20 protein-coding genes and 2 tRNA genes are annotated in these 21541 nt (G+C 71.8%); 12 read left to right on the top strand and 10 right to left on the bottom strand.

All coding sequences use genetic code 11. The annotated features are described in order from the left end of the window. The first annotated feature begins 1 nt into the window (after position 1). Positions 2-697, top strand: coding sequence for a response regulator (locus tag BU198_RS13715; RefSeq protein ID WP_188296603.1), 696 nt, complete (start codon positions 2-4; stop codon positions 695-697). Positions 698-797: 100 nt separating this feature from the next. Here the strand turns inward: BU198_RS13715 and BU198_RS13710 are convergent, their stop codons facing one another. Beyond that, positions 798-1460 (bottom strand): DUF461 domain-containing protein, encoded by a 663-nt coding sequence (locus BU198_RS13710; RefSeq protein ID WP_188296602.1) that lies wholly within the window; start codon positions 1458-1460, stop codon positions 798-800. Between the two features lie 439 nt (positions 1461-1899). Between BU198_RS13710 and BU198_RS13705 the strand changes: the two genes are divergently transcribed. From BU198_RS13705 to BU198_RS13675, 7 genes are all read left to right on the top strand, one after another. Next, positions 1900-2382: a CarD family transcriptional regulator gene (locus BU198_RS13705; RefSeq protein ID WP_014136563.1), complete on the top strand. Its 483-nt coding sequence runs from the start codon at positions 1900-1902 to the stop codon at positions 2380-2382. 295 nt (positions 2383-2677) lie between these two features. After that, a complete protein-coding gene (gene ispD / locus BU198_RS13700; RefSeq protein WP_223244224.1) occupies positions 2678-3433 on the top strand; it encodes a 2-C-methyl-D-erythritol 4-phosphate cytidylyltransferase in 756 nt (251 codons plus the stop codon). Then, complete coding sequence (gene ispF / locus BU198_RS13695) at positions 3423-3923, top strand: 2-C-methyl-D-erythritol 2,4-cyclodiphosphate synthase (protein WP_188296600.1); 501 nt, start codon at positions 3423-3425, stop codon at positions 3921-3923. Before ispD ends, ispF begins: the two co-directional genes overlap by 11 nt. Positions 3924-4065: 142 nt before the next feature. After that, entirely contained in the window at positions 4066-4458 is a 393-nt protein-coding gene (locus BU198_RS13690) for a PPOX class F420-dependent oxidoreductase (protein WP_188296599.1), read from the top strand. A 94-nt stretch (positions 4459-4552) separates the two neighbouring features. Continuing rightward, positions 4553-5947: a cysteine--tRNA ligase gene (gene cysS / locus BU198_RS13685; RefSeq protein ID WP_188296598.1), complete on the top strand. Its 1395-nt coding sequence runs from the start codon at positions 4553-4555 to the stop codon at positions 5945-5947. A gap of 137 nt (positions 5948-6084) precedes the next feature. After that, entirely contained in the window at positions 6085-7077 is a 993-nt protein-coding gene (gene rlmB, locus BU198_RS13680; RefSeq protein WP_188296597.1) for a 23S rRNA (guanosine(2251)-2'-O)-methyltransferase RlmB, read from the top strand. A 237-nt stretch (positions 7078-7314) separates the two neighbouring features. Further along, positions 7315-8982, top strand: a complete 1668-nt coding sequence (locus tag BU198_RS13675) for a DoxX family membrane protein (RefSeq protein WP_317620112.1) — start codon at positions 7315-7317, stop codon at positions 8980-8982. Between the two features lie 113 nt (positions 8983-9095). On the opposite strand, the gene BU198_RS13670 is transcribed toward BU198_RS13675, so the two are convergent. The 3 genes from BU198_RS13670 to BU198_RS13660 form a co-directional block, all read right to left on the bottom strand. Further along, positions 9096-9887, bottom strand: coding sequence for an NDP-sugar synthase (locus BU198_RS13670; protein WP_223244346.1), 792 nt, complete (start codon positions 9885-9887; stop codon positions 9096-9098). 174 nt (positions 9888-10061) lie between these two features. Beyond that, positions 10062-10517: a hypothetical protein gene (locus BU198_RS13665; protein WP_188297114.1), complete on the bottom strand. Its 456-nt coding sequence runs from the start codon at positions 10515-10517 to the stop codon at positions 10062-10064. A 172-nt stretch (positions 10518-10689) separates the two neighbouring features. Then, positions 10690-11781, bottom strand: coding sequence for an ABC transporter ATP-binding protein (locus BU198_RS13660; RefSeq protein ID WP_188297113.1), 1092 nt, complete (start codon positions 11779-11781; stop codon positions 10690-10692). 284 nt (positions 11782-12065) lie between these two features. On the opposite strand from BU198_RS13660, the gene BU198_RS13655 reads away from it, so the two are divergent. After that, positions 12066-12139, top strand: a tRNA-Thr gene (locus BU198_RS13655). A gap of 75 nt (positions 12140-12214) precedes the next feature. Here the strand turns inward: BU198_RS13655 and BU198_RS13650 are convergent. Next, positions 12215-12934 (bottom strand): site-specific integrase, encoded by a 720-nt coding sequence (locus BU198_RS13650; protein WP_317620111.1) that lies wholly within the window; start codon positions 12932-12934, stop codon positions 12215-12217. A gap of 8 nt (positions 12935-12942) precedes the next feature. Then, positions 12943-13128 carry a hypothetical protein gene (locus BU198_RS42125; protein WP_223244348.1) on the bottom strand — a complete coding sequence of 62 codons (186 nt, stop codon included), beginning with the start codon at positions 13126-13128 and terminating at the stop codon, positions 12943-12945. A 1513-nt stretch (positions 13129-14641) separates the two neighbouring features. Here BU198_RS42125 and BU198_RS13645 point away from each other — a divergent pair. From BU198_RS13645 to BU198_RS13635, 3 genes are all read left to right on the top strand, one after another. Continuing rightward, the gene (locus tag BU198_RS13645) at positions 14642-15943 is read left to right on the top strand and encodes a restriction endonuclease (RefSeq protein WP_317620110.1); all 1302 of its coding nucleotides are present in this window, start codon (positions 14642-14644) and stop codon (positions 15941-15943) included. A gap of 96 nt (positions 15944-16039) precedes the next feature. Next, positions 16040-16114: transfer RNA gene (locus BU198_RS13640), tRNA-Thr, on the top strand. Between the two features lie 141 nt (positions 16115-16255). After that, positions 16256-17746, top strand: a complete 1491-nt coding sequence (locus tag BU198_RS13635; protein ID WP_188297111.1) for a PKD domain-containing protein — start codon at positions 16256-16258, stop codon at positions 17744-17746. 110 nt (positions 17747-17856) lie between these two features. On the opposite strand, the gene BU198_RS13630 is transcribed toward BU198_RS13635, so the two are convergent. The 4 genes from BU198_RS13630 to BU198_RS13615 form a co-directional block, all read right to left on the bottom strand. Then, complete coding sequence (locus BU198_RS13630) at positions 17857-19071, bottom strand: sensor histidine kinase (protein ID WP_188297110.1); 1215 nt, start codon at positions 19069-19071, stop codon at positions 17857-17859. Then, positions 19068-19838, bottom strand: a complete 771-nt coding sequence (cseB, locus tag BU198_RS13625) for a two-component system response regulator CseB (protein ID WP_188297109.1) — start codon at positions 19836-19838, stop codon at positions 19068-19070. The genes BU198_RS13630 and cseB overlap by 4 nt, the downstream gene beginning before the upstream one ends. After that, positions 19835-20737 carry a hypothetical protein gene (locus BU198_RS13620; protein WP_188297108.1) on the bottom strand — a complete coding sequence of 301 codons (903 nt, stop codon included), beginning with the start codon at positions 20735-20737 and terminating at the stop codon, positions 19835-19837. The genes cseB and BU198_RS13620 overlap by 4 nt, the downstream gene beginning before the upstream one ends. Positions 20738-20878: 141 nt before the next feature. Beyond that, on the bottom strand, positions 20879-21541 hold a 663-nt coding region (locus tag BU198_RS13615), incomplete at its 5' end, for a class F sortase (RefSeq protein WP_317620109.1).

Raw genomic sequence — 21541 nt, 5'->3', positions numbered from 1 at the left:
CGTGACCCGAGTACTGGTGGTCGAGGACGAGGAGTCGTTCAGCGACGCCCTCTCGTACATGCTCCGCAAGGAGGGCTTCGAGGTGGCGGTCGCCGCCACCGGCCCCGACGCCCTGGAGCAGTTCGAACGCAACGGCGCCGACCTCGTCCTGCTCGACCTGATGCTGCCGGGCCTGCCCGGCACCGAGGTCTGCCGCCAGCTCCGGGTGCGTTCCAACGTCCCGGTGATCATGGTGACCGCGAAGGACAGCGAGATCGACAAGGTCGTCGGTCTGGAGATAGGCGCTGACGACTACGTCACCAAGCCGTACTCCACCCGTGAGCTGGTCGCCCGGATCCGCGCGGTGCTGCGCCGCCGCGGCGAGGACGGCGGCGCGGGCGACAACGGCAGCGGCCCGGGCGCCCTGGAGGCCGGCCCGGTCCGGATGGACGTGGACCGCCACGTGGTGACCGTGGACGGCGCCAAGGTCGACCTGCCGCTCAAGGAGTTCGACCTGCTGGAGATGCTGCTGCGCAACGCGGGCCGGGTGCTCACCCGGATGCAGCTGATCGACCGGGTGTGGGGCGCGGACTACGTCGGCGACACCAAGACCCTGGACGTCCACGTGAAGCGCCTGCGGGCCAAGATCGAGCCGGACCCGGGCGCGCCGCGCTACCTGGTCACGGTCCGAGGCCTGGGCTACAAGTTCGAGCCGTAAACCGTCCCGATCACGCGGAAGGCCCCCGCCGGCTGCCGGCGGGGGCCTTCGCGTCGCTCCGGCGGGCCCGTGCGGGCCCGCCGGGGGGCGGGGTGGGTCGTCAGTGCGCGGCCGGGACGGCCGGCGTGGTGGCGGTGCCGGCCGGGACCCCGGTGGCCGGAGCGCCGGGGACGGCGGCACCGGTGGTCGGGGCGGTCGCGGGGGTGGTGGTCTTGGCGGGGGTGGCGGTCGGCGCGGGGGTCGGCCCGAAGCCCTTGTACAGACCGAGGCCGTGCTCGCCCGCGTCCGGGTTCACGGCGGCCTCCGCCTCGACCTTCTGGCCGTCCTTGAAGGCGAACGCGGTCGGGGCGAAGCCGCCGACGTGGACCTTCGCCGAGGTGACGGAGGCGGACGGGTTGCCCTGGCCGCCGATGGCCACGGAGCCGCCGGCCGGGACGACGATGGTGGACAGCGGGGCGCCGGCGGCGTCCGCGAAGGTGGCAGCGGCACCGCCGACGGTGACGGACTGGAGCTCGGCCGGGGTGGTCGCGGTGTTCGCGATGTTGACGACCACGTTGGCGGCACCGGTGTAGTCACCCGCGGTGCCCACTCCGGTGACGACCACGATGTTGTTCAGCCGGAGGTTCGCTCCGAGGGTCGCCGCCGCGTTGTCGGGCTTGACCTGCAAGGTTTCCGGCGTGTTGCCGGCGGCGCAGGAGGACAGCGAGGCGATGGCGATGGCGGCGATGGCGGCGATGCTGCCGCGTCGAAGAGTGCGGCTCACGGCGGCGGCTTCTCCTAGGTCACGTGTCGGTAGGTCAGGTCTCAGATTATCGACCTCACTTATGGGCTCCTCACGGGGTGGTCCCCGTGTCGCACTCCCGGGGGTCGCCGGGGGCCGTCCGGCGGTACGGGCGGCGGCGTGTTCGGCATGTCCGGGTCACTCGACGGACAAGGTTCGACCAAGATCGAATAACGATTCGGCCGCGACCTGAAAAGGGGTGAAAGCTCAAGATCCAACCATGGTTGCGGGGGTGTTGCGCAAGGGTTTCGCCGAACCCCGGAACCGCCTCCGACCTGCGGGAAGCCCCTCTCGAACATCGGTCGCAGCACGTCATGGGGGTCCTTGTCAAGCCCCGAGACCGGCCCTGACCTGCGAAAACGCCCTTCGGGTGCGCCGAGAAGCGTGTTATTCTGGAAAGCCACGGAAGGGGTCCTGTCACATGACGTTCAAGGTTGGCGACACGGTGGTCTACCCCCATCACGGGGCCGCGCTGATCGAGGCCATCGAAACTCGCCAGATCAAAGGTGTGGACAAGACCTACCTGGTGCTCAAGGTGCAGCAGGGAGACCTGACGCTCCGCGTGCCCGCCGAGAACGCGGAGTTCGTCGGCGTGCGCGATGTGGTCGGCCAGGAGGGTCTGGACCGGGTCTTCGAGGTGCTGCGCGCACCGTACACGGAAGAGCCGACCAACTGGTCCCGTCGCTACAAGGCGAACCTGGAGAAGCTCGCCTCGGGCGACGTCATCAAGGTCGCCGAGGTCGTCCGCGACCTGTGGCGCCGCGAGCGCGAGCGCGGTCTCTCGGCCGGCGAGAAGCGGATGCTCGCGAAGGCGCGCCAGATCCTCGTCAGCGAGCTCGCGCTGGCGGAGAACACCAACGAGGACAAGGCGGAGACGCTGCTCGACGAGGTCCTCGCCTCGTAGCGCGCGCCACCGCAGTGCGGTCGGGCTGCCGCCCGACGTTCACAGCGCCCGGTGCCGACGCGCCGCTCCCCGGACCGACCGTCCGGGAGTGGTGCACTGGCACTCCGGGCGCTGAGGCGTGTCCGGAGCACACCACCCACCCGACTCGGTCCAGGCCTGCAAGACCGTTTCCGCACCCGCTTGCGCGGAGCCCGCGGAACCGTGCGGCGGGCGGTGGACCGTGGTTCTTCGGAAGGGGTCCGGTGCGCCCGCCGGGCACGCCATGGCCATACCCACTTCGCCGAAGGAGTGAAACCTGAACGCGTCAGCAGCAGTCGCAGCAGCAGTGGTGCCCGCCGCCGGCCGGGGTGAGCGGCTGGGGCCGGGGGCCCCGAAGGCCCTGCGGGAACTGGGCGGTGTGCCGCTCCTGGTGCACGCCGTCCGGGCCCTGGCCCGCAGCCGGGCGGTTGGCCTGGTCGTGGTCGCCGCACCCGCCGACGGGGTGGCCGAGGTGGTCGCCCTGCTGGACAGCCACGGGCTGGACGGCAAGGACGTCCGGGTGGTGGCCGGCGGGGCGACCCGCCAGGAGTCGGTCCGGCTGGGCCTGGCCGTGATCCCGGAGGAGGTCGGGATCGTGCTGGTGCACGACGCGGCCCGCCCGCTGGTCCCGGTCGAGGTGGTGGACGCCGTCGCGGCCGCCGTCCGGGCCGGGGCGCGGGCCGTCGTGCCCGCCGTGCCGCTGGCCGACACCGTGAAGCGGGTCGAGCCGAACCCGGGCCGCCCCGAGCCGGTGCTCGACACGCCCGAGCGCGCCACCCTGCGCGCCGTGCAGACCCCGCAGGGCTTCGACCGCGCCACCCTGGTCGGGGTGCACGCCAAGGCGCTGGCCGAGGAGAGCGCGGGCACCGCCGACGCGCCGCCGGTCACCGACGACGCGGGCCTGGTGGAGCGCTACGGCGGCCGGGTCGTCGTGGTGCCCGGCCACGAGGAGGCGTTCAAGGTCACCCGTCCACTGGACCTCGTGCTCGCCGAGGCCGTACTCGCCCGCCGGAGGGCCGCCGATGCCTACTGAGACGCAGACTCCGCCCGTTCCCCGGGTCGGGATCGGCACCGACGTGCACGCCTTCGAGGCCGGCCGCCCGCTCTGGGTGGCCGGGCTGGAGTGGCCGGACGCCGGGGACGGCCTCTCCGGGCACTCGGACGCCGACGTCGCCGCGCACGCCGCCTGCGACGCGCTGTTCTCGGCCGCCGGGATCGGCGACCTGGGCGCCCACTTCGGCACCGACCGCCCGGAGTGGGCCGGTGCGTCCGGGGTGAAGCTGCTCGGCGAGGCGGCGCGGCTGGTCCGCGAGGCGGGCTTCGAGATCGGCAACGTCGCGATCCAGGTGATCGGCGTGCGGCCGAAGATCGGCAAGCGGCGGGTCGAGGCCCAGGCCGCGCTGTCGGAGGCGGCCGGCGCCCCGGTGTCCGTCTCCGGCACCACCACCGACGGGCTGGGCCTGACCGGCCGGGCCGAGGGCCTGGCAGCGATCGCCACCGCCCTGGTGTACGAGCGGCGTTGAGCCGGTCGCGGTGAGCGGGCGGGAACAATCCGCCGCTGACGGGTGTTCACCGGGTGTTCCGGGGGCCCGAGTCGCTAGTGTTCGGCTCGGGCCCGTACGGGGCTTCCGCTCGGGCCGCACCGCCGACGAGAAGAGGTTTCCGATGGGTGTCGGACTCGCCGACAAGGTCAAGGAACTGCTCGACAGCACGAGCTTCGCCGTGGTCTCCACGATCCAGCCCGACGGGAGCCCGCAGGCTTCGGTGGTCTGGGTGAAGCGGGACGGCGACGACATCCTGTTCTCCACCGTCGAGGGCCGCCGCAAGCACCTCAACCTGGTCAGGGACCCCCGGGTGTCGCTCGTCATCAACTCGAAGGACAACCCGTACGAGTACTTCGAGGCGCGGGGTGAGGCCACGCTGACCACCGAGGGCGGGCGGGAGCTGATCGACGAGCTGTCCCACAAGTACATGGGCAAGGACTACGGCTTCGACGGCCCGGAGGACGTCCGGGTGGTCGTCCGGATCTCCCCGCGCAAGGTGGTCGGCAACATCTGACCCCCTCCCTTCACCCGCCGTTCCCCGGGGCCGCGCCCCTGTTGTCCCGGGGAATGTGGCGGGGCACCCCCCTGTGCCCACTACGCTTGACGCTGTGAGCATTCGTCTGTACGACACCAGCACCCGCCAGGTACGCGACTTCGTCCCGCTTGTACCGGGTTGTGTCTCGATCTACCTGTGCGGCGCTACCGTCCAGTCGGCGCCACACATCGGGCACATCCGGTCGTACCTGAACTTCGACCTCATGCAGCGGTGGTTCGCCTACCGCGGCTACCAGGTGACCTTCGCCCGGAACGTCACCGACATCGACGACAAGATCATCACCAAGGAGCGCGAGCTCGGCACGCCGTGGTGGCAGATCGCCTACGAGAACGAGCGGGCCTTCAACGACGGCTACGACGCGCTCGGCTGCCTGCGGCCCACCGTCGAGCCGCGGGCCACCGGGCACATCCCCGAGATGATCGGGATGATGCAGGCGCTCATCTCCAAGGGCCACGCCTACGCGGCCGACGGCAACGTCTACTTCGACGTCCGCTCGTACCCCGACTACCTGGCGCTCTCCAACCAGAAGCTGGACGACCTGCGCCAGCCCGAGGGCGAGGGCGAGACCGGCAAGCGGGACCAGCGCGACTTCGCGATGTGGAAGGCCGCCAAGCCGGGCGAGCCCAGCTGGGAGACCCCGTGGGGCCGCGGCCGTCCCGGCTGGCACCTGGAGTGCTCGGCGATGGCCCACAAGTACCTGGGCGCGGCCTTCGACATCCACGGCGGCGGGCTGGACCTGATCTTCCCGCACCACGAGAACGAGATCGCCCAGTCCAAGGCCTACGGCGACGACTTCGCCCGCTTCTGGGTGCACAACGCCTGGGTCACCATGGCCGGCGAGAAGATGAGCAAGTCGCTGGGCAACTCGGTGCTGGTCTCTGAGATGGTCAGGGCATGGCGGCCGATCGTGCTCCGCTACTACCTGGCGGGTCCGCACTACCGCTCGATGATCGAGTACAGCGAGGAGTCGCTGCGCGAGGCCGAGGCCGGCTTCGGCCGGATCGAGGGCTTCATCCAGCGCGCCGTCGAGCGCTGCGGCACGGTCGACGCGGCGCCCGAGGTGCCGCCGGCCTTCGCCGAGGCGATGGACGACGACTTCGGCGTCCCGCAGGCGCTGGCCGTCGTGCACACCGCCGTCCGCCAGGGCAACAGCGCCCTGAACGCGGACGACAAGGAGAGCGTGGTGGCGCGACTCGCCGAGGTCCGTGCGATGCTCGGAGTACTGGGCCTCGACCCGCTCGACCCGCACTGGGCCGGGACGGAGCGCGGCGAGGACCTCCACGGCGTCGTCGACTCGCTGGTCCGTCTGGTCCTGGACCAGCGGCAGGCGGCGCGCGCGCGCAAGGACTTCGCTACCGCGGATGCCATCCGCGACCAGCTCGGCCTGGCCGGGCTGGCGATCGAGGACACCCCGTCCGGCCCGCGCTGGACGATCAACAGCCAGTAACCCCATCCGACGATCGGGGTGATGGGTGGGCCGTACCGGACCGGTGCGGCCCTCCCTCATGACGTAGCGCATGCCGTCGGCCGCCACCGGACAGACCGGGGCGGCCGGGGCATGCCGGACAGACAGGAAGTACAGCCATGGCCGGCAACAGCCAGCGCAGGAACCGTCGCAACCCCGGATCGAAGAAGGGTGCGGCTGTCGGTACCGGCGGGCACAGCCGGAAGGCGCTCCAAGGCAAGGGCCCGACCCCGCCCGGCGAGGAGCGCAAGGGCCACCCGAAGCAGCGGGCCGCCAACGCCGCGATCAAGCGCGAGCGGGACGCCAAGGCCCGGGCCGGCATGCGCCGGTCCGGGGCCGGCGGTCGCGGTGGCCGCGGCGGTGCGGGCAGCGCCGAACTGGTCTTCGGACGCAACTCGGTGGTCGAGGCCCTGAAGGGCGACGTGCCCGCCAACACGCTGTACGTCCAGCAGTTCATCGACACCGACGACCGGGTCCGCGAGGCCTTCCAGGCCGCCAACGACCGCGGCATCCCGCTGATGGAGGCCCCGCGCCCGCAGCTGGACCAGATGACCGGCGGGCTCAACCACCAGGGCCTGGTGCTCCAGGTGCCGCCGTACGAGTACGCGCACCCCGAGGACCTGCTGGCGGTGGCCGCCGACTCCGGCCAGGACGCGTTGATCATCGCGCTGGACGGGGTGACCGACTCGCGCAACCTGGGCGCCGTGGTCCGCTCGGCCGCCGCCTTCGGCGCGCACGGCGTGGTCATCCCCGAGCGCCGTGCGGCCGGCATGACCGCGGGTGCCTGGAAGACCTCCTCCGGCGCCGCGGCCCGGCTGTCCGTCGCCCGGGCCACCAACCTGACCCGTGCCCTGGAGGCCTACCAGAAGGCCGGCCTGATGGTGGTCGGCCTGGCCGCCGACGGCGAGGCCGAGATCGGCGACCTGGAGCTGCTGACCGGTCCGGTGGTCATCGTCGCCGGCAGCGAGGGCAAGGGCCTGTCGCGGCTGGTCTCCGAGACCTGCGACATGCGGGTCCGGATCCCGATGTCCGGCCTGACCGAGTCGCTGAACGCCGGTGTCGCGGCGGGCATCGTGCTGTACGAGGCCGCCCGGCTGCGCGCCAAGCGCTGAGCACGGCGGGGTGCCCGGCACGGCTCGGAAGCTGAGCACGGCGGGGTGCCCGGAAGGCTCGAAGGCTGAGTACGGCCGGGTCGCCGAGCGCAGGCGATCTTCCTAATTCTCCGCAATCCGAGTGGAAGGCGATCGGGCCCGACCGGGCCCGATCGCTTTTTTCATGATCACTTCAAGTGTGCGCCGGACATCCACCCGGGAGAGTGTCCTAAGCGCCCGTCACCCGGTTAGACGGGCGTGGACACCAGAACACCTCGGCGCCCCCTGTTCGGCGACGGCAGCACCGGGATAGACGCGGGCCCCGGCCTCAACACCGTGAAGGTGGAGTCGGACCCGGGGCGGATCAGCAGCACCCAGGCGAGCTTCCGCCTCCGGCTCGGCGCCCCGGTGCCGCCGCTGATCGAGGCCCCGGCCGGACTGCTGTCCACCGGTGCCGCGTTCGGCGACCCGTACGCCAACCAGGGCCTGATCCGCCGTCCGCTGGTCACCCCGCAGGTCGTCGTGCCCGCCTCCGCCGTCCCGGTGCTGGCCGGGGTCGGGGCCGGCGGCGCGACGCGCCGCAAGGGCCGGGTCACCACCGTCACCTGGACCGGACAGGCGCCCCCCGGAGACCTCGCGGCCACCCGGCTGCTGGAGGCCGTGCGCCCGGGCGGCAGCCCGGCCGGTGGCGTCCGCCTGGTCGATGCCGACACCCAGGTGCTCCCTTCCCTCGCGGGCGCCCGGGCCGTCCCGCGCCAGCCCCGCGAGGGCGCCGGCACCGCCGTCGACGCGGGCGTCGGGCCGGTCGGCGAGCCGCACGGCTGGACCCCGAGCGGCGAACTGCCCGAGGTCTCCGCCGCCGACGCCGAGGGCCGGCAGCCCTGGTACCCGGGCCGCCGGGTCGACCTCGGCCTGGTGCTGCTGCCGCTGCGCGCCGTGCTCGGCTCGCTCTCGGTCTACGCCGGGTTCAGCAAGCTGTGCGACCCGGTGTACTTCGACGGCGGCGAGCGCGGCTCGATGATGCGCTGGCTCTCCTCGCTGCACCCGTGGAAGGTCGCCGAGCCGCTGCTGGCCTTCGCCATGGCGCACCCGGTGGGCGCCGGGCTGATGGTGGCGTTCGTCGAGATCGTGGTCGGCGTGCTGACCATCCTCGGCCTCTGGCAGCGGCTCGCCGCCGGTGCGGCGATGGCGCTCTCCGCCGTGCTGCTGTTCACCGTCAGCTGGCGGGCCGTCCCGGTCTACGACACCCCGGACCTGATCTTCCTCGCGGCGTGGAGCCCGCTGCTGATCGCCGGGGCGCCGTTCGCCTCGCTGGACGGGCGGCTCAACCTGGAGGCCTGGCGCCGGTTCGGCGCGGACGCGCCCGGGGCGCTGCGCCGCCGGGTGCTGCGCCGGGGCGCCGTGGTCACCACGGTGGTGGTCGGCCTGACCCTGCTGCTCGGCTCGATGCTCGGCGCCGCCGTCCGCACCGGCGCCCGGGCGCACCAGGAACCGGACCGTCCGGCCACCGACTACGGCACCCCGGTCTGGCCGTCCGGCAGCCCGTCCGGCACCCCCGGCGGCAAGGGCACGTCCACCCCGCCCCCGTCCGCCCCGCCGTCCGCCAGGCCGACCACCCCGGCGCCGAGCGCGACCACCCCGTCCACCACACCGTCCGCCAAGCCGGCCACTCCGACGCCGAGCGGCAAGGCGCACTCCGGCCGGGCGGAGACCGGGTCGGGCTCCTCCCCGGCCGCGGCCCCGTCCGGCGGCTCGGGCAGCACCACGCCCGCCGCGCGCAGCACCCCGGGCAGCGGCGGCTCGGGCCCGGCGTCCAAGCCCAGCCCGAGTACCGGCGGGCTGCTCGGCGGGGTGCTGGGCAGTGCGCCGCTGGCGGACCTGTCCGGCGGCCGGGCCTCCCACCCGGGGGCGCCGACCGCGACCTGAGGCCCCGGACGCGCGCGTCGGCCGGGTGCTCCGTGGGGGAGCACCCGGCCGACTCGCGCGTCCGGGCGCGGGGCTGTGGCCGGGGAGTGTCCGGGTTGCCCCGGGCGGGGCTGTCAGCCGTGTGCCCGGCCGGCGCCGGAGGCGAGCTCCTTGGCCGCCTCGGTGAGGTCCTTGGCAGTGTCGATGGCCCGCCAGTACACGCCCTGGGGCAGCTGGTAGCCCGCCAGCCGCTTGCTGCGGGCGAGCTGGGGGAAGGTGGTGCGCTCGTGGTCGCCCACGTCCGGCAGCAGCTCGGCGAACTCCGGGCTGAACACGTACAGGCCGGCGTTGATCAGGAACGGCGACGGCGGGGCCTCGATGAAGTCCAGCACGTTGCCGAACTGGTCGGTCTCCACCGCGCCCCACGGGATCCGCGGACGGGCCAGGGCGAGCGTCGCGACGGCGTCCCGCTCGTGGTGGAAGGCGGCCATGTCACGCAGGCTGAAGCGGGTCCAGATGTCGCCGTTGGTGGCGTACCAGGGCTCGTCCGGGCGGGGCAGCGCCTTGGCCGCGTACTTGAGGCCGCCGCCGCGCCCGAGCGGCTCCGCCTCGACCACCGTGCGCACCCGCAGCGGCAGGTCCGCCCCGTCCAGCCACTCCTCCAGCACGTCGGCGAGGTGCCCGCAGGAGATCACGACGTCGGTGACGCCCTCCTCGGCGAGCCAGGCCAGCTGGTGGCCGAGGATCGGCGTGCCCGTCCCGGGGATCTCGACCAGCGGCTTCGGGCGGTCGTCCGTGTAGGGGCGCAGCCGGGACCCCTGGCCGCCGGCCAGGATCACGGCCTGGGTGACGGGCGTCGTGGTCGACCGGGGCTGCGGGCGGGGTGCGGACGGGAGGTCGGCGACGGGGCCGGAGTCAGCGCTCATGCCTGAACAATAGGGCGGCGGACGGGGGCGTCCGTCGCCCCGGGCACCGCCGCCCCGGGGCCGGGGCGGCATGGCGGCATGTGGGGCTGCGTGCGGGGCCTCGGCTGGCCTGGCCTCGGTCGGCCCGGCCTCCGTTGGTCCGGCCTCGGTCGGCCCGGACCGGCCTCGGTTGCCTCAGCCGACGACGCCGGCCGCGAACGAGCCGTCGCAGACCGGGCGAGCGAAGGAACGGGCCCGCTGGACGTCGCCCTGGTACTTGCGCACCGTCGCCTTGCCCAAGTCGCCTGCCAGCGAGGTGCAGTAGGGCGTCAGCGAGGGCTGTTCGCGCATCGAGCGCTCCAGCAGGTCCAGCGCGGCGGAGGGGCTCTTCGCGCGCAGCTCGTCGAGCAGAGCCACCCGCAGCGACTCCTGCGGGGCGAGCCCCTCCAAGGCCTTCGCCGCCGCTCCGGCCGCGTTGTCGGAGCGCCCGATCCCGGCGCCGTCGCCGCTGGACGCCGCCACGACCTGCTGGTCGAGCCCGGTCGGCGGGGCCCAGGGGACCCGGGTCACGGCGAGGGTGCCGGTGGTCACCAGGACGACCGGCAGGGTCAGGGCGAAGGTCTGGCCGATACGGCGCACAAGCTGCTTCACCCTCAGGAGAGTAGCGGTGGGTGCCGGTCGAATCGCCCTCCGTTACACCATCGAGTGACAGGGTGTCCTGGTTCGTCCCCGCGCCGTGTTGACGCGGGGGTACGACGGAGCCCGCCGGACGGTGGGTCCGACGGGCTCCGTGACGCTTCGCCGGCGGGCGGCCGGCGTGCTGTCAGTTGCTCAGGCGCAGGCCGGAGCTGGTGGAGAACACGTGGGTCTCGTGGGCGATCGGCACGACGTGGACGGTCTCGCCGCGGGCCGGGATCTGGCGGCCGGGCACCCGGACGACCAGGTCCTGGTCCTTGCCGCCGATCTGGGTGGTGCCGTAGACGAAGCCGTCCGAGCCGAGCTCCTCGACCACGTTGACCGTCACCGCGACGCCCTCGATGCCGCCCGCCGGGACGATCTCGAAGTGCTCGGGGCGGACGCCGACGGTCACCGACTTGTCGGTGCCGGCGCCGGACAGGTCCTCGCGGGAGATGTTGACGACCGAGCCGCCGAACTTCACGCCGCCGTCCACCAGCGGCACCTCGACCAGGTTCATGGCCGGCGAGCCGATGAAGCCGGCCACGAACAGGTTGGCGGGCTTGTCGTACATGTTGCGCGGGGTGTCGACCTGCTGGAGCAGACCGTCCTTGAGCACCGCGACCCGGTCGCCCATGGTGAGCGCCTCGGTCTGGTCGTGGGTGACGTACACCGTGGTGATGCCCAGGCGGCGCTGGAGGCCGGCGATCTGGGTACGGGTCGAGACGCGGAGCTTGGCGTCCAGGTTCGACAGCGGCTCGTCCATCAGGAAGACCTGCGGCTGACGGACGATCGCGCGGCCCATCGCGACGCGCTGGCGCTGACCGCCGGAGAGCGCCTTCGGCTTGCGGTCCAGGTACTCGGTGAGGTCGAGGATCTTCGCCGCCTCCTCGACCTTGGTGCGGATCTCCGCCTTGTTCACGCCGGCGATCTTGAGCGCGAAGCCCATGTTGTCGGCGACGGACATGTGCGGGTACAGCGCGTAGTTCTGGAACACCATGGCGATGTCCCGGTCCTTCGGCGGCAGGTGGGTGACGTCGCGGTCGCCGATCCGGATCGCACCGTTGTTGACGTCCTCCAGGCCGGCCAGCATGCGCAGGCTGGTCGACTTGCCGCAGCCGGAGGGGCCGACGAGCACGAGGAACTCGCCGTCCGCGATCTCCAGGTCCAGCGCGTCCACCGAGGGCTTGTCCGCCCCGGGGTAGACGCGGGTCGCCTTGTCGTACGTGACAGAAGCCATGGTTGTCGTTCTCCTTCACCGGCAGGAACGTGCCGGACGATCCGAGTAAAGGGGGTCTGTTCGGGGCCGCCGGGTCCACCAGTGGTCTGAACCACTGCGCGAACCGGCTCCCGGCGACGCTACCTGCGCTTCCGCCGCTTGTCAGCCCCCGCCCGACCCGATTTCGGCATCGGTTCCATCACGCCCACCCATCCCACCAACCCCTGGATATCCCACCATCGCGCCACCCCGGCCCGGTAGACTGCCCCCCGGTGCCGCCGTGATCCATCGCGGACGGCCACCGTGCCTCCTTAGCTCAGCTGGCCAGAGCACCGCTCTTGTAAAGCGGGGGTCGTCGGTTCGAACCCGACAGGGGGCTCAGCGCCGGACACGGCAGAAGGGCCAGCTCACCGGAGTGATCCGGAGGAGCTGGCCCTTCGTCGTCGCTGTGGCCCTACTCGGGCTGTGCCACGGGCGTGCCAGAAGCGTCCGGCGGGTCGTCGTCCTTGCCGAGTTCCTTGCGGGCGGCTTCTCCCATGCGATCCGCGATGGCGCGGTCGCGGTCGTTGCTCCGGTGTTGGTAGATCAACGCGGCCCGGACGGTGCTGTGGCCCATCCGCGCCATGAGCTCGCGGAGAGTCGCGCCGTTCCGCGCTGCGAGCTCGTTCCCGAAGTGCCGGACGTCGTGGAAGTGGACCTCCGCCGGGAGTCCGGCCTTCGCCTTCGCTGCCGTCCAATCGTCCCGGAAGTTGCTTCGGCGCAGTCGACCGCCGCGGGGGCCGACGAAGAACAGGCCGTCCGGGCCCTTGGCGGCGTGGCGCTCAAGGTGGTGCTCCAGGTCCGGGACGATCAGGTCCGGGAAGGCGACCGGGCGGAAGCCAGCATCGCTCTTGGGTGCCTTGGTGATGAGCTTGCCGCTGCTCAGCTCGGCCTGATTGCGGCGGACCCAGAGGATGCGCGCTTCCAGGTCGACATCCCGGCGGCGCAGGGCAGCCAGTTCGCCGAGCCGCAGTGCGGTGAACGCGGTCAGCAGCACCAGCGCCCGCCACTGGGGCTGGATGGCTTCCGCAACGGCGCAGATCTCCTGGAGGCTGAGCACCGGGCGATCCGGGACATCGTAGGTGTCGGCGCCCTTGATCCGGCACGGGTTGCGCTTGATCAGCTCGTCGTCCACGGCTGTGGTCATGATGCCGCGAAGGAGCTGGTACGCCTTGACGACGGTCGGTTCACCGACTTCCTCGCCAGGAGGCGGGTACGCCACGTCCGGACCCGAGCGGGCGTGATGTCGGAGAGGAAGCGTGCGCCGAACGTCGGCTTGAGGTGCAGCCGAAGCACGCCTTCGTACCGCTCCCGGGTGGTGTCCTCCAGCTTCCGTTCCTTGACCCACTCGTCGGCGAAGTCACCGAACTTGACCTTCCCGGCGTCCGGATCGGTCCACTGGTCGCGCTTGATGTCGGCTTCGATGAGCGTGAGTGCGACGACGCCTTGCCACTCGCCGTCGCTCCTGTCCTGCGCCCCGCTTCGGCGGCGGCCGGCCGCGCACGTCGAGCGCGCGGCCGGGAGGGTAGCCGAGGTTAGAGCCCGTCGTGGCTGGAGTCGGGCGGCTCCACGGTTTTACCCACCTCCCAGGCTCGGGACCCGAGTCGAGCAAGAACGGGGGCCACTCGGCCAAATTGCGGTCAGGCCCAAAAGCCCTGACCGAGTCGCAACAGCTTACGGCCCCCCGATCATGCTCGACCCCAAACCAGGCAAGACATCGGCCAAAACTGCTACGCCACCCGCCGATTCGGGCTCACCGCATCACGACCGCGCATTCACAAGCTCACAAACCGGGATGCGGAGACACAGGCCGATTGCCGAATCCCATTGCATTTCATTCCGTTCCGTCCTGGAACGGAACGGAACGCAACGCAACTTCATGGACTGGCAGGATCGGGCCACTGGTGCAGACTTTCCGACTTTCTGGAAGGCATTCCGGAAACTCCCGAGTGGCTCTATTTGCTCGCGAGCATCCCGATCATCGACGCGGCCATAGGCGTGATGATCGACGTGACGATGGGCGTGACGACGAGTGCAGTCATGGCTGTAACGATCCGCCGGCGAAGGATCCACCCCAGGCGGCTGTTTATCTTGCTAGATAAACCCGAGCGGACCGCCTGTCTGGGAAGTTGCGGCGAGCCAGATTCATCGATAGCAGCCTGCATAACGTGCAGTCAGCCCTATTTCGAAAACGGATAAGGGCTGCCCGTACGCCTAGACAACGAAGCGGGCAGCCCTTCCGGTCCACAGCCTTCAAGACAGGGGACCAAGACCAGTATGAAAGCTCGGTACCGTCAGATCCAGATGGCCTTGTCGTCGCAGGATGGGCAACAGATCCAGCTGGTGGCGTTGGTGGTGGGGGCGACCCTGATCTGGTCGGGTCACGCCACCGTCACCGAGGCCACCATGTTCGTATCCCCGTTCATGATCCACGGCCGGGCAACGATGGGTGCCCATGGCGCCGCAAGCGAACCACGGCGGCCTACTCTGCCCAGGCGCGGCCACCGATCGAGCCGCGCCGGAGCCCACAGGTCGGCGCAGGGTTGAGTACCTAGCTGCGCGACAACGGGCACGCACTTCGGTGGACGGCCACGGCCCCCCGGAGACGGTTCGTGCAGGTCATCGGCACTGCGCGCCCAGGTCGGGGGAGTGTCCGAGTTGCTTCGGGGCGAAGAGGCCGTGGGCTAATGGCTCCCCGAGCCAATCAGGTAGAGGCCCCATCGGATATAGCCGGTGGGGCCTCTACCATGACGACCTATCAAACGAAGCGATGGTCCTATTGTCGTGCCAGCATGTCAGGATCGCGGGCGGACTGTTCTGTTCGTTGAAGGGGGGCGGCGCTGTGGGGCGTTCGTTGCGTGTGGGTGACGTGCTGCGGTATGCAGCTTCGAAGGACACGGGGCCAGCGACGGTCGATGGGTTCGACAACTTCTACTTTGTCACGGATAGTCCCGGTCAGAAGCGGGCTCTGCTTGAAGCGGGGATCAATGCGATGGCCAAGGTCAAGGCGGGCCATGGGATGAGGCGGCCAGCGGTGATGATCCGATCGAGTCCGTGGAAGGCGGGGTCGGAGCAGACACCGTGGCACGACGTGTTCGACGTCGACAACGGGCACGTTCGCTACTTCGGTGACCACAAGCCGGAGACGGCGAAGCCGGTTGGTACCACCACGGGCAACGCGGCGTTGCTGGAGGCGTTCGGTAGCCACCAGGCGCCCACGGTCGAGGGGAGGGCCGGCGCAGCGCCGCTGCTGCTGTTCCGATCGGTGTCGAAGAACGGCAAGGCCAAGGGACATGTCCAGTTCTGCGGCGTCGCTCTGATCGAGCGGGCGGAGCGCGTGGTGCAGTGGGGTGGACCGGCGCGGTCGACGTTCACCAACTACGTCTTCGATCTCGTGGTGATCGACCTCACCGCGGAAGACGACAAACTGGATTGGGACTGGATCACTGCACGGCGTGACCCTGATTGGACCGACGCCGAAGTTCTGAAACTGGCGCCCGCGGCATGGCAGGAGTGGGTGAAGCACGGTTACTCGGTGCTGCCGAAGGTGCGCCGGCGGGTGGCACGCTCGCAGGTCGTCAAGGTTCGCGACCAGAAGCCGACTCCGGGCAGCTCTCTCGAAGCGGACCTCCAAGCGGTTTACAAGCGGTTCGACAACGACAAGCACGCGTTCGAGGTGTTGGCCGCGGTCGTCGCAGCGAAGGTGATGCGGGCGTCCGGTCACAAGTACAACGAGGGTTGGCTGACCCGCCGGTCGGGGGACGGTGGGGCGGACTTCGTTGGCCGGTTGGATCTCGGCAGTGGTCTGGCCGGTACCAAATTGGTCGTTTTGGGACAGGCGAAGTGCATCAAGCCGGACAGCCTGGTGTCAGCCGAGCAGATCGCCCGAGTTGTGGCCAGGCTCAGGCGCGGGTGGATCGGTGTGTACGTCACGACCGGTTCCTACTCGGAGCCGGCGCAGTTGGAGATGGTCGAAGACCAGTACCCAGTGGTGCTGATCAACGGGCAGGATCTGATCAAGGAACTCTACGAAATAGCGGGCAAGGATCACGGCGGCGACCTCATGGCATGCGTCGATGCTCTGTTGCGCAGTCGCTCACTCGAAGTGTTCAACCGTAGGCCCGAGGAGATCCTTCTCGACTGAGCTGCCGCGTTCCACAGGCGTGCCAGAACGGGCGGTACGTGGCGGTCAGTTGCGGGTGCCAGTAGTGCGATGACAGGGAACCGGCGGGCCGGGAGAGCCGCAGGTCACGCAGGGTGCCGGACCGTCGCTCTTGTAAAGCGGGGGTCGTCGGTTCGAACCCGACAGGGGGCTTAGCGGCAGAAGGCCGGGTCGACGGGTGTCGGGCCGGCCCTTCGGCGTTGGTGGGGGTGGGGATGTCTCCGGGTGTTCATGGGGTTGTCGGGGCGGTCTGGCAGGATCCGGGGACGCAGCAAGATCACTTGGGAGGGAACCGTGCGTAGTGCACGCGTTGTAGCTGGTGCTGTCCTTGTCCTGTCCGTCGCCAGTGGGCTGCCGCTGGCTTCCTCGGCCTACGCGGACTCCGCGGTCACGCCGAACCTCGACGTCACCGTGGCCCAGCCGGGGTATGCCGAAGCGGACCGGCCGTTGCGGGTGAACGCCAGCACCGCGGGTGCTGCGGAGGCGACGTCCCCGATCACCAGGAACACCGTCGACTTCGGTGACGGTACGGTGGTCGACGTTGCCGCGGCCTCGGCCCGCAACCTGCACGAGTACGCCGCGCCCGGCACGTACACGGTGACCCACACGATCACCGACGAGCAGGGAAGGACCGGGGCGACGTCGCGGTCCATCACCGTCGGCAGCGACTACGTGACCCTCTACTACCCGACCCGCTTCCTCGACACCCGGGCCGGCGTGGGGGCGCCGGCCAAGCCGGTCGGCCCCGGTGAGGTGGTCAGGCTGCAGGTGGCCGGAGTCTCCGGGGTGCCGACCGACCGCAAGGTCACCGGTGTCCTGCTCAACCTGACCGCCACCAACGCGACCCAGACCACCCACGTCACCGCGTTCCCCGGCGGGGAGGCGCCGACGGCGTCGAACGTCAACGTGACCCCGGGCCACGACGTGGCCAACGCCGTGCTGGTGCCGGTCGCGGAGGACGGCACGGTCTCGTTCCGCAACAACGCGGGGAACGTCGACCTGGTCGTCGACATCGCCGGGTACTACACGCCCCAGCCGCGGAGCTGGTCGGTCCGGATGGGTGCGGCGGACAGCAACGTCCGGGCCCTCGACACCCGGAACGGCACCGGGGGAACCAACCACGCGGTGGGGCCGAACCAGATCATCACCGTCCCGGTCCGCGGTCCCGGGATGCTCCCCGACAGGGCCGAGGTCGCGGTCGTCAACCTCACCGCGACCGAGGGAACCGAGGACAGCTTCATCACGGCCACGCCGAGCACCGTGCCCCCGCGCGCCTCCAGCCTCAACTTCGAGGCCGGCCGGACCGTCGCCAACCAGGTCACCGCCCCGATCAACGCGGACGGCACCATCACGCTCTACAACCACGTCGGGTCCGTTCACCTCATCGTCGACCTCCAGGGCTACTACGCCTCGCCGTACTTCCTCGGAAACACCAAGGGTGTCCTCACCTCCGCCCCGACCCGGCTCGCGGACACCCGGGCGTCGCACCAGACCCTGGGGGCCGACGGCCGCCTGACCGTCAAGGTCCGCGGCACGGCCGGTGTGCCGGACGGCGTCTCGGCGGTCCTGGTCAACCTGACCGCGACCAACGCGACGGAGCCCAGCTGGCTGCGGGTGTACGCGCCCGGCACCGCGTGGACCGACGCGTCGACGGTCAACGTCACTCCCGGGGCGACGGTGCCGAACCTCGCGCTGGTACCGGTGGACGCCAACGGCGACATCGCGGTCTACAACCACGCCGGTTCGGCCGACGTGATCGTCGACCTCCAGGGCTACATCGGCTGAGGCCGAGGCCCGAGGCCCGAGGTCTGACGTCCGCTTCCGAGCGCCGTCGACCCCACCGCGCAAGCGGCCGGGTCGACGGCGCCGGCCGCGTTCAGTCCGCGTCCGGGCGTTCAGGACGAGGGCAGGACGAGGGTGGCCAGCGCGCCGCCTGCGGGGTGGTTGGCGAAGGTGAGGGTGGCGCCGATGACGCGGGCGTGGCCGGTGGCGATGGTGAGGCCGAGGCCGTGCCCGCGGCCGCGTTCGGGGGCGTTGGTGCGGAAGCGCTGCGGGCCGTGGCTGAGGAGGTCCTCGGGGTAGCCGGGGCCGTGGTCGCGGACGGTGATCCGCAGGCCGTCGACGCGCAGGTGGACCGGGCCGGCGCCGTGGCGGTGGGCGTTGAGGATCAGGTTGCCGAGGATGCGGTCCAGCCGGCGCAGGTCGGTGCGCACCTGCCGGTCGGCGACCCCGGCGGCGACCTCGACGGTGACGTCCAGTCCGGTGAGCGTGACGGTACGGCGCACGGCGCGTTCCAGCGGTACGGCGGAGAGGTCGGGGGCCTCGGCGTCCGCGTCCAGACGGGAGACCTCCAGCAGGTCCTCGACCAGCCCGCGCAGTGCCTGGACCCGGTTCTGCACGAGCTGGGTGGGCCGTCCCGGCGGCAGCAGTTCGGCGGCGGTGACCAGGCCGGTGAGCGGGGTGCGCAGTTCGTGGGCGACGTCCGCGGTGAAGCGCTGTTCGTCCTCCAGCCGGCGGTGCAGGGTGCGGGACATCAGGTCGACGGCGGCGGCGAGGTCGGCCACCTCGTCCTTGCCGTCGACGAGTTCGCCGATCCTGGTGTCCGTTCCGCCGGCGGCGATGCCCCGGGCGGCGGTGGCCGCGGTGCGCAGCCGGCGGCTGATCCGGTCGGCGACGAGCACGCCGGCCAGCACGGTGGTGAAGACCGAGGCGACGACGGTGAGCAGGATGATCCGGTCCAGGTCGGCGATGGCCTGCCGGTCCTGGGCGAAGCCCACCCGGACGGACAGCACCCCGCCCTGCACCGGGCCCGCCGCCCACATCGACTCGTCCTTCCCGGTGCCCGCGAGCAGTGTGCCGCGCCGGCCGCCGTCGGCGAGGGCGCGCAGCCGGTCGGGCAGGGCCGGGTCGTCCAGGGCGGCGCCCCGGTCGGCGGGCTTGCCGCCGCCGCCGTAGTCGATCAGCGCGGATTCGAGGGCGGAGAGGGTGGCCGAGCGGGCCTGGTCGACGTGCTGACGGATCATCGCCTGGTGGACCAGCAGGCCGACGGCCACCGCGACCAGGACGGCGATGGTGGCGACGGCGGTGGCGATCTGGCGGCGCAGGGTCATGCCGGGCGCCGCAGCTTGTAGCCGAAGCCGCGGACGGTCTCGATCCGGCCGGAGCCGATCTTGGCGCGCAGCCGCTGCACGTGGACGTCGACGACCCGGGTGTCGGCGCCCCACTCGTAGTCCCAGACGCGTTCCAGCAGGGTGGAGCGCTCCAGCACGATGCCGGGCGCGGCGGTGAACTCCAGCAGCAGCCGCAGCTCGGTGGGGGTGAGCGGGGCGAGGCGGCCGTCCACCCTGACCTCCATGCTGTCGGTGTCCACCCGGAGGCCGTCGAAGTCGCGCACGGCGGTGGACGGAACGGAAGGAGCGGGAGGACCAGGAGAGGTGGCAGGGGCCGAAGGGAGGGAAGGGGCCGGGGGTGCCTCCGGCGGCGGGGGGACGACCCGGACGCGGCGAAGCACCGTACGGATCCGGGCGACCAGGACGGCGCTCTCGAAGGGCTTGACCACGTAGTCGTCCGCCCCGGCCTCCAGCCCGGAGACCACGTCCACCGGGTCGGTCCTGGCGGACATCATCAGGATCGGCAGCTGGCTCTCCTCCCGGATCCGGCGGCAGAGGCCGACCCCGTCGAGCAGCGGCAGCATGACGTCCAGCAGGAGCAGGTCGGGCCGGACGGCCTGGAAGGCCTCCAGCCCCTCCAGGCCGTCGGCGGCCGTGGTGACCGGGAAGCCGTAGCGCTCCAGGGCCATCCGGGTGGCCTCGCGGATCACCTCGTCGTCCTCGACCAGGAGGATGTGCGGGTGGGCGGGGGAGGCTGCGGGGGTCATCGCTTCGCTTCCGGTTGTACGGCGGGGGCGGACGGCCCGGCAGGCGTCCCGGCAGGCGTCCCGGCAGGCGTCCCGGCAGGCGGCCCGGCGGAGGGCCGGGCAGTGCGCGGGGTGGGGACGGCGGTGGGGACGAGTTCCTTGGGCAGGTCCGCGCCGGGGCGCCGCGGCGCCGGCTCGGGCTCGGCCGTGGCGGTGGCCGGCCGGCCGGACTCGCCGCCGGTGGGCGGGGGCAGGGCGGCGCCCTCGTCCTTGCGGTCCTTCAGGAGGAGCCTGTTCCCGTCCCACACGTAGTGACTGGTGGTCCGTACGTAGGCGCTGGTCAGCTCGTACAGCCACAGCTCGGAGCCGATGGTCGCGGCGCTGAACGCCGGCTGGACCTGCACCTGGAGGAGGGGCAGCAGGCGGTCCTCGGCGAGGGCGTAGACGTGCAGCACGGTCCGCCCGGGGGTGGTGACGGCGGTGATCAGCTCGGGCTGTCCGTCCCCGGTGAGGTCGCGGAACTCGGGGGTGCGGACCTCGCACCCCGTGCAGGAGCCGAGCGCCTGGCGTTCCTCGGGGCCGACCGCGGGGTCCTTGGCGAGGACGGCGTGGACGTCGACCGCGGTGATGTCGCGCCCGGGGACGGTCAGGTCGGGGACCGGCTTCGGCGGCTCCTGAGTGGCGTTGCCCGCCTCGGGCGTGGTGGGCGCCGGGGAGGCGGGCAGCTGGGACCAGAGCAGCCGGCGTTCCGGCGGCGGTGTGACGGTCTGGGCCGGCCCCTGGTCGCGCAGGCCGCCGGGCGTGGAGGGGCCGATGGCGAGGGCGGCGAGGCCGGCGAGGACGATCAGTCCGGCCAGGGCGAGCACCGGGACGGCGCCCGGCCGTCGGCGGCGGCGGGGTGGTGGTGCTGTTGCTGCCACGGTCGGTGCTCGTCCTCCTGGTCTGCGGCGATGCGTCGGCCGTCGCCCCCGTTGCCGCCCTGGTGGTAGGTCGCACGGTGTGCGGCCCGCGGTTCCGTACGGAACTCCCGGCGGGGTGTCCCGTACGGTCCGCACCGGCCGTCAGGCCGGGTCCGCCAGCACGATGATGTTGTCAGTCCAGTGGCCGTCCGAGCCGATCCGCCCGCCGCAGGTGATCAGCCGGAGCGCGGGCGCGGGCGTGTCGCCGTACACCTCCTCGGTCGGGAAGCGGCCCTTGTCGGCCTGGAGCAGCGTCCGGACCTTGAAGTCCACGGTGCTGCCGTCCGCGCGCCGGATCCGGATCAGTTCGCCGGGCCGCAGTTTCGGCAGCTGTTTGAAGACGGCGGGGCCGTGCACGGTGTCGTAGTGCCCGATGAGTACGGCGGGGCCGGTCTCGCCGGGGGTGGGGCCGTTGCGGTACCAGCCGACCTCGTCGCCCCGGTCGGCCGGCGGCACCTCGACCGTGCCGTCGGGGTTCAGGCCGAGTGCGCTCACCGGTGCGTCCACGCCGACGGAGGGGACCAGCAGCCGGGTCGGCGGCGAGGCCGGGTACGGCTTCGGGACGGTGGGCGCCGTCGTGCCTGTCGTGCCTGCGCCCGTGCCCGTCGTGCCCGGCGCGGCCGGACCGGCGGCGGGGGCGTCGGAGCCGTGCCCGGAGGTCTCGACCCGCACCACCGGGGTCTCCCGGCCGGACAGCGCGAGCGAGGTGCCGAGCACCAGGCAGAGCAGGCCCGCGGTGCCGACGGCGGTGCGGCGCAGCGGGCC

Origin of the sequence: Streptomyces sp. CBMA156 (assembly GCF_014596515.1) — a bacterium.
Classification (GTDB): domain Bacteria; phylum Actinomycetota; class Actinomycetes; order Streptomycetales; family Streptomycetaceae; genus Kitasatospora.
This window is presented reverse-complemented; position numbering and strand designations above follow the sequence as displayed.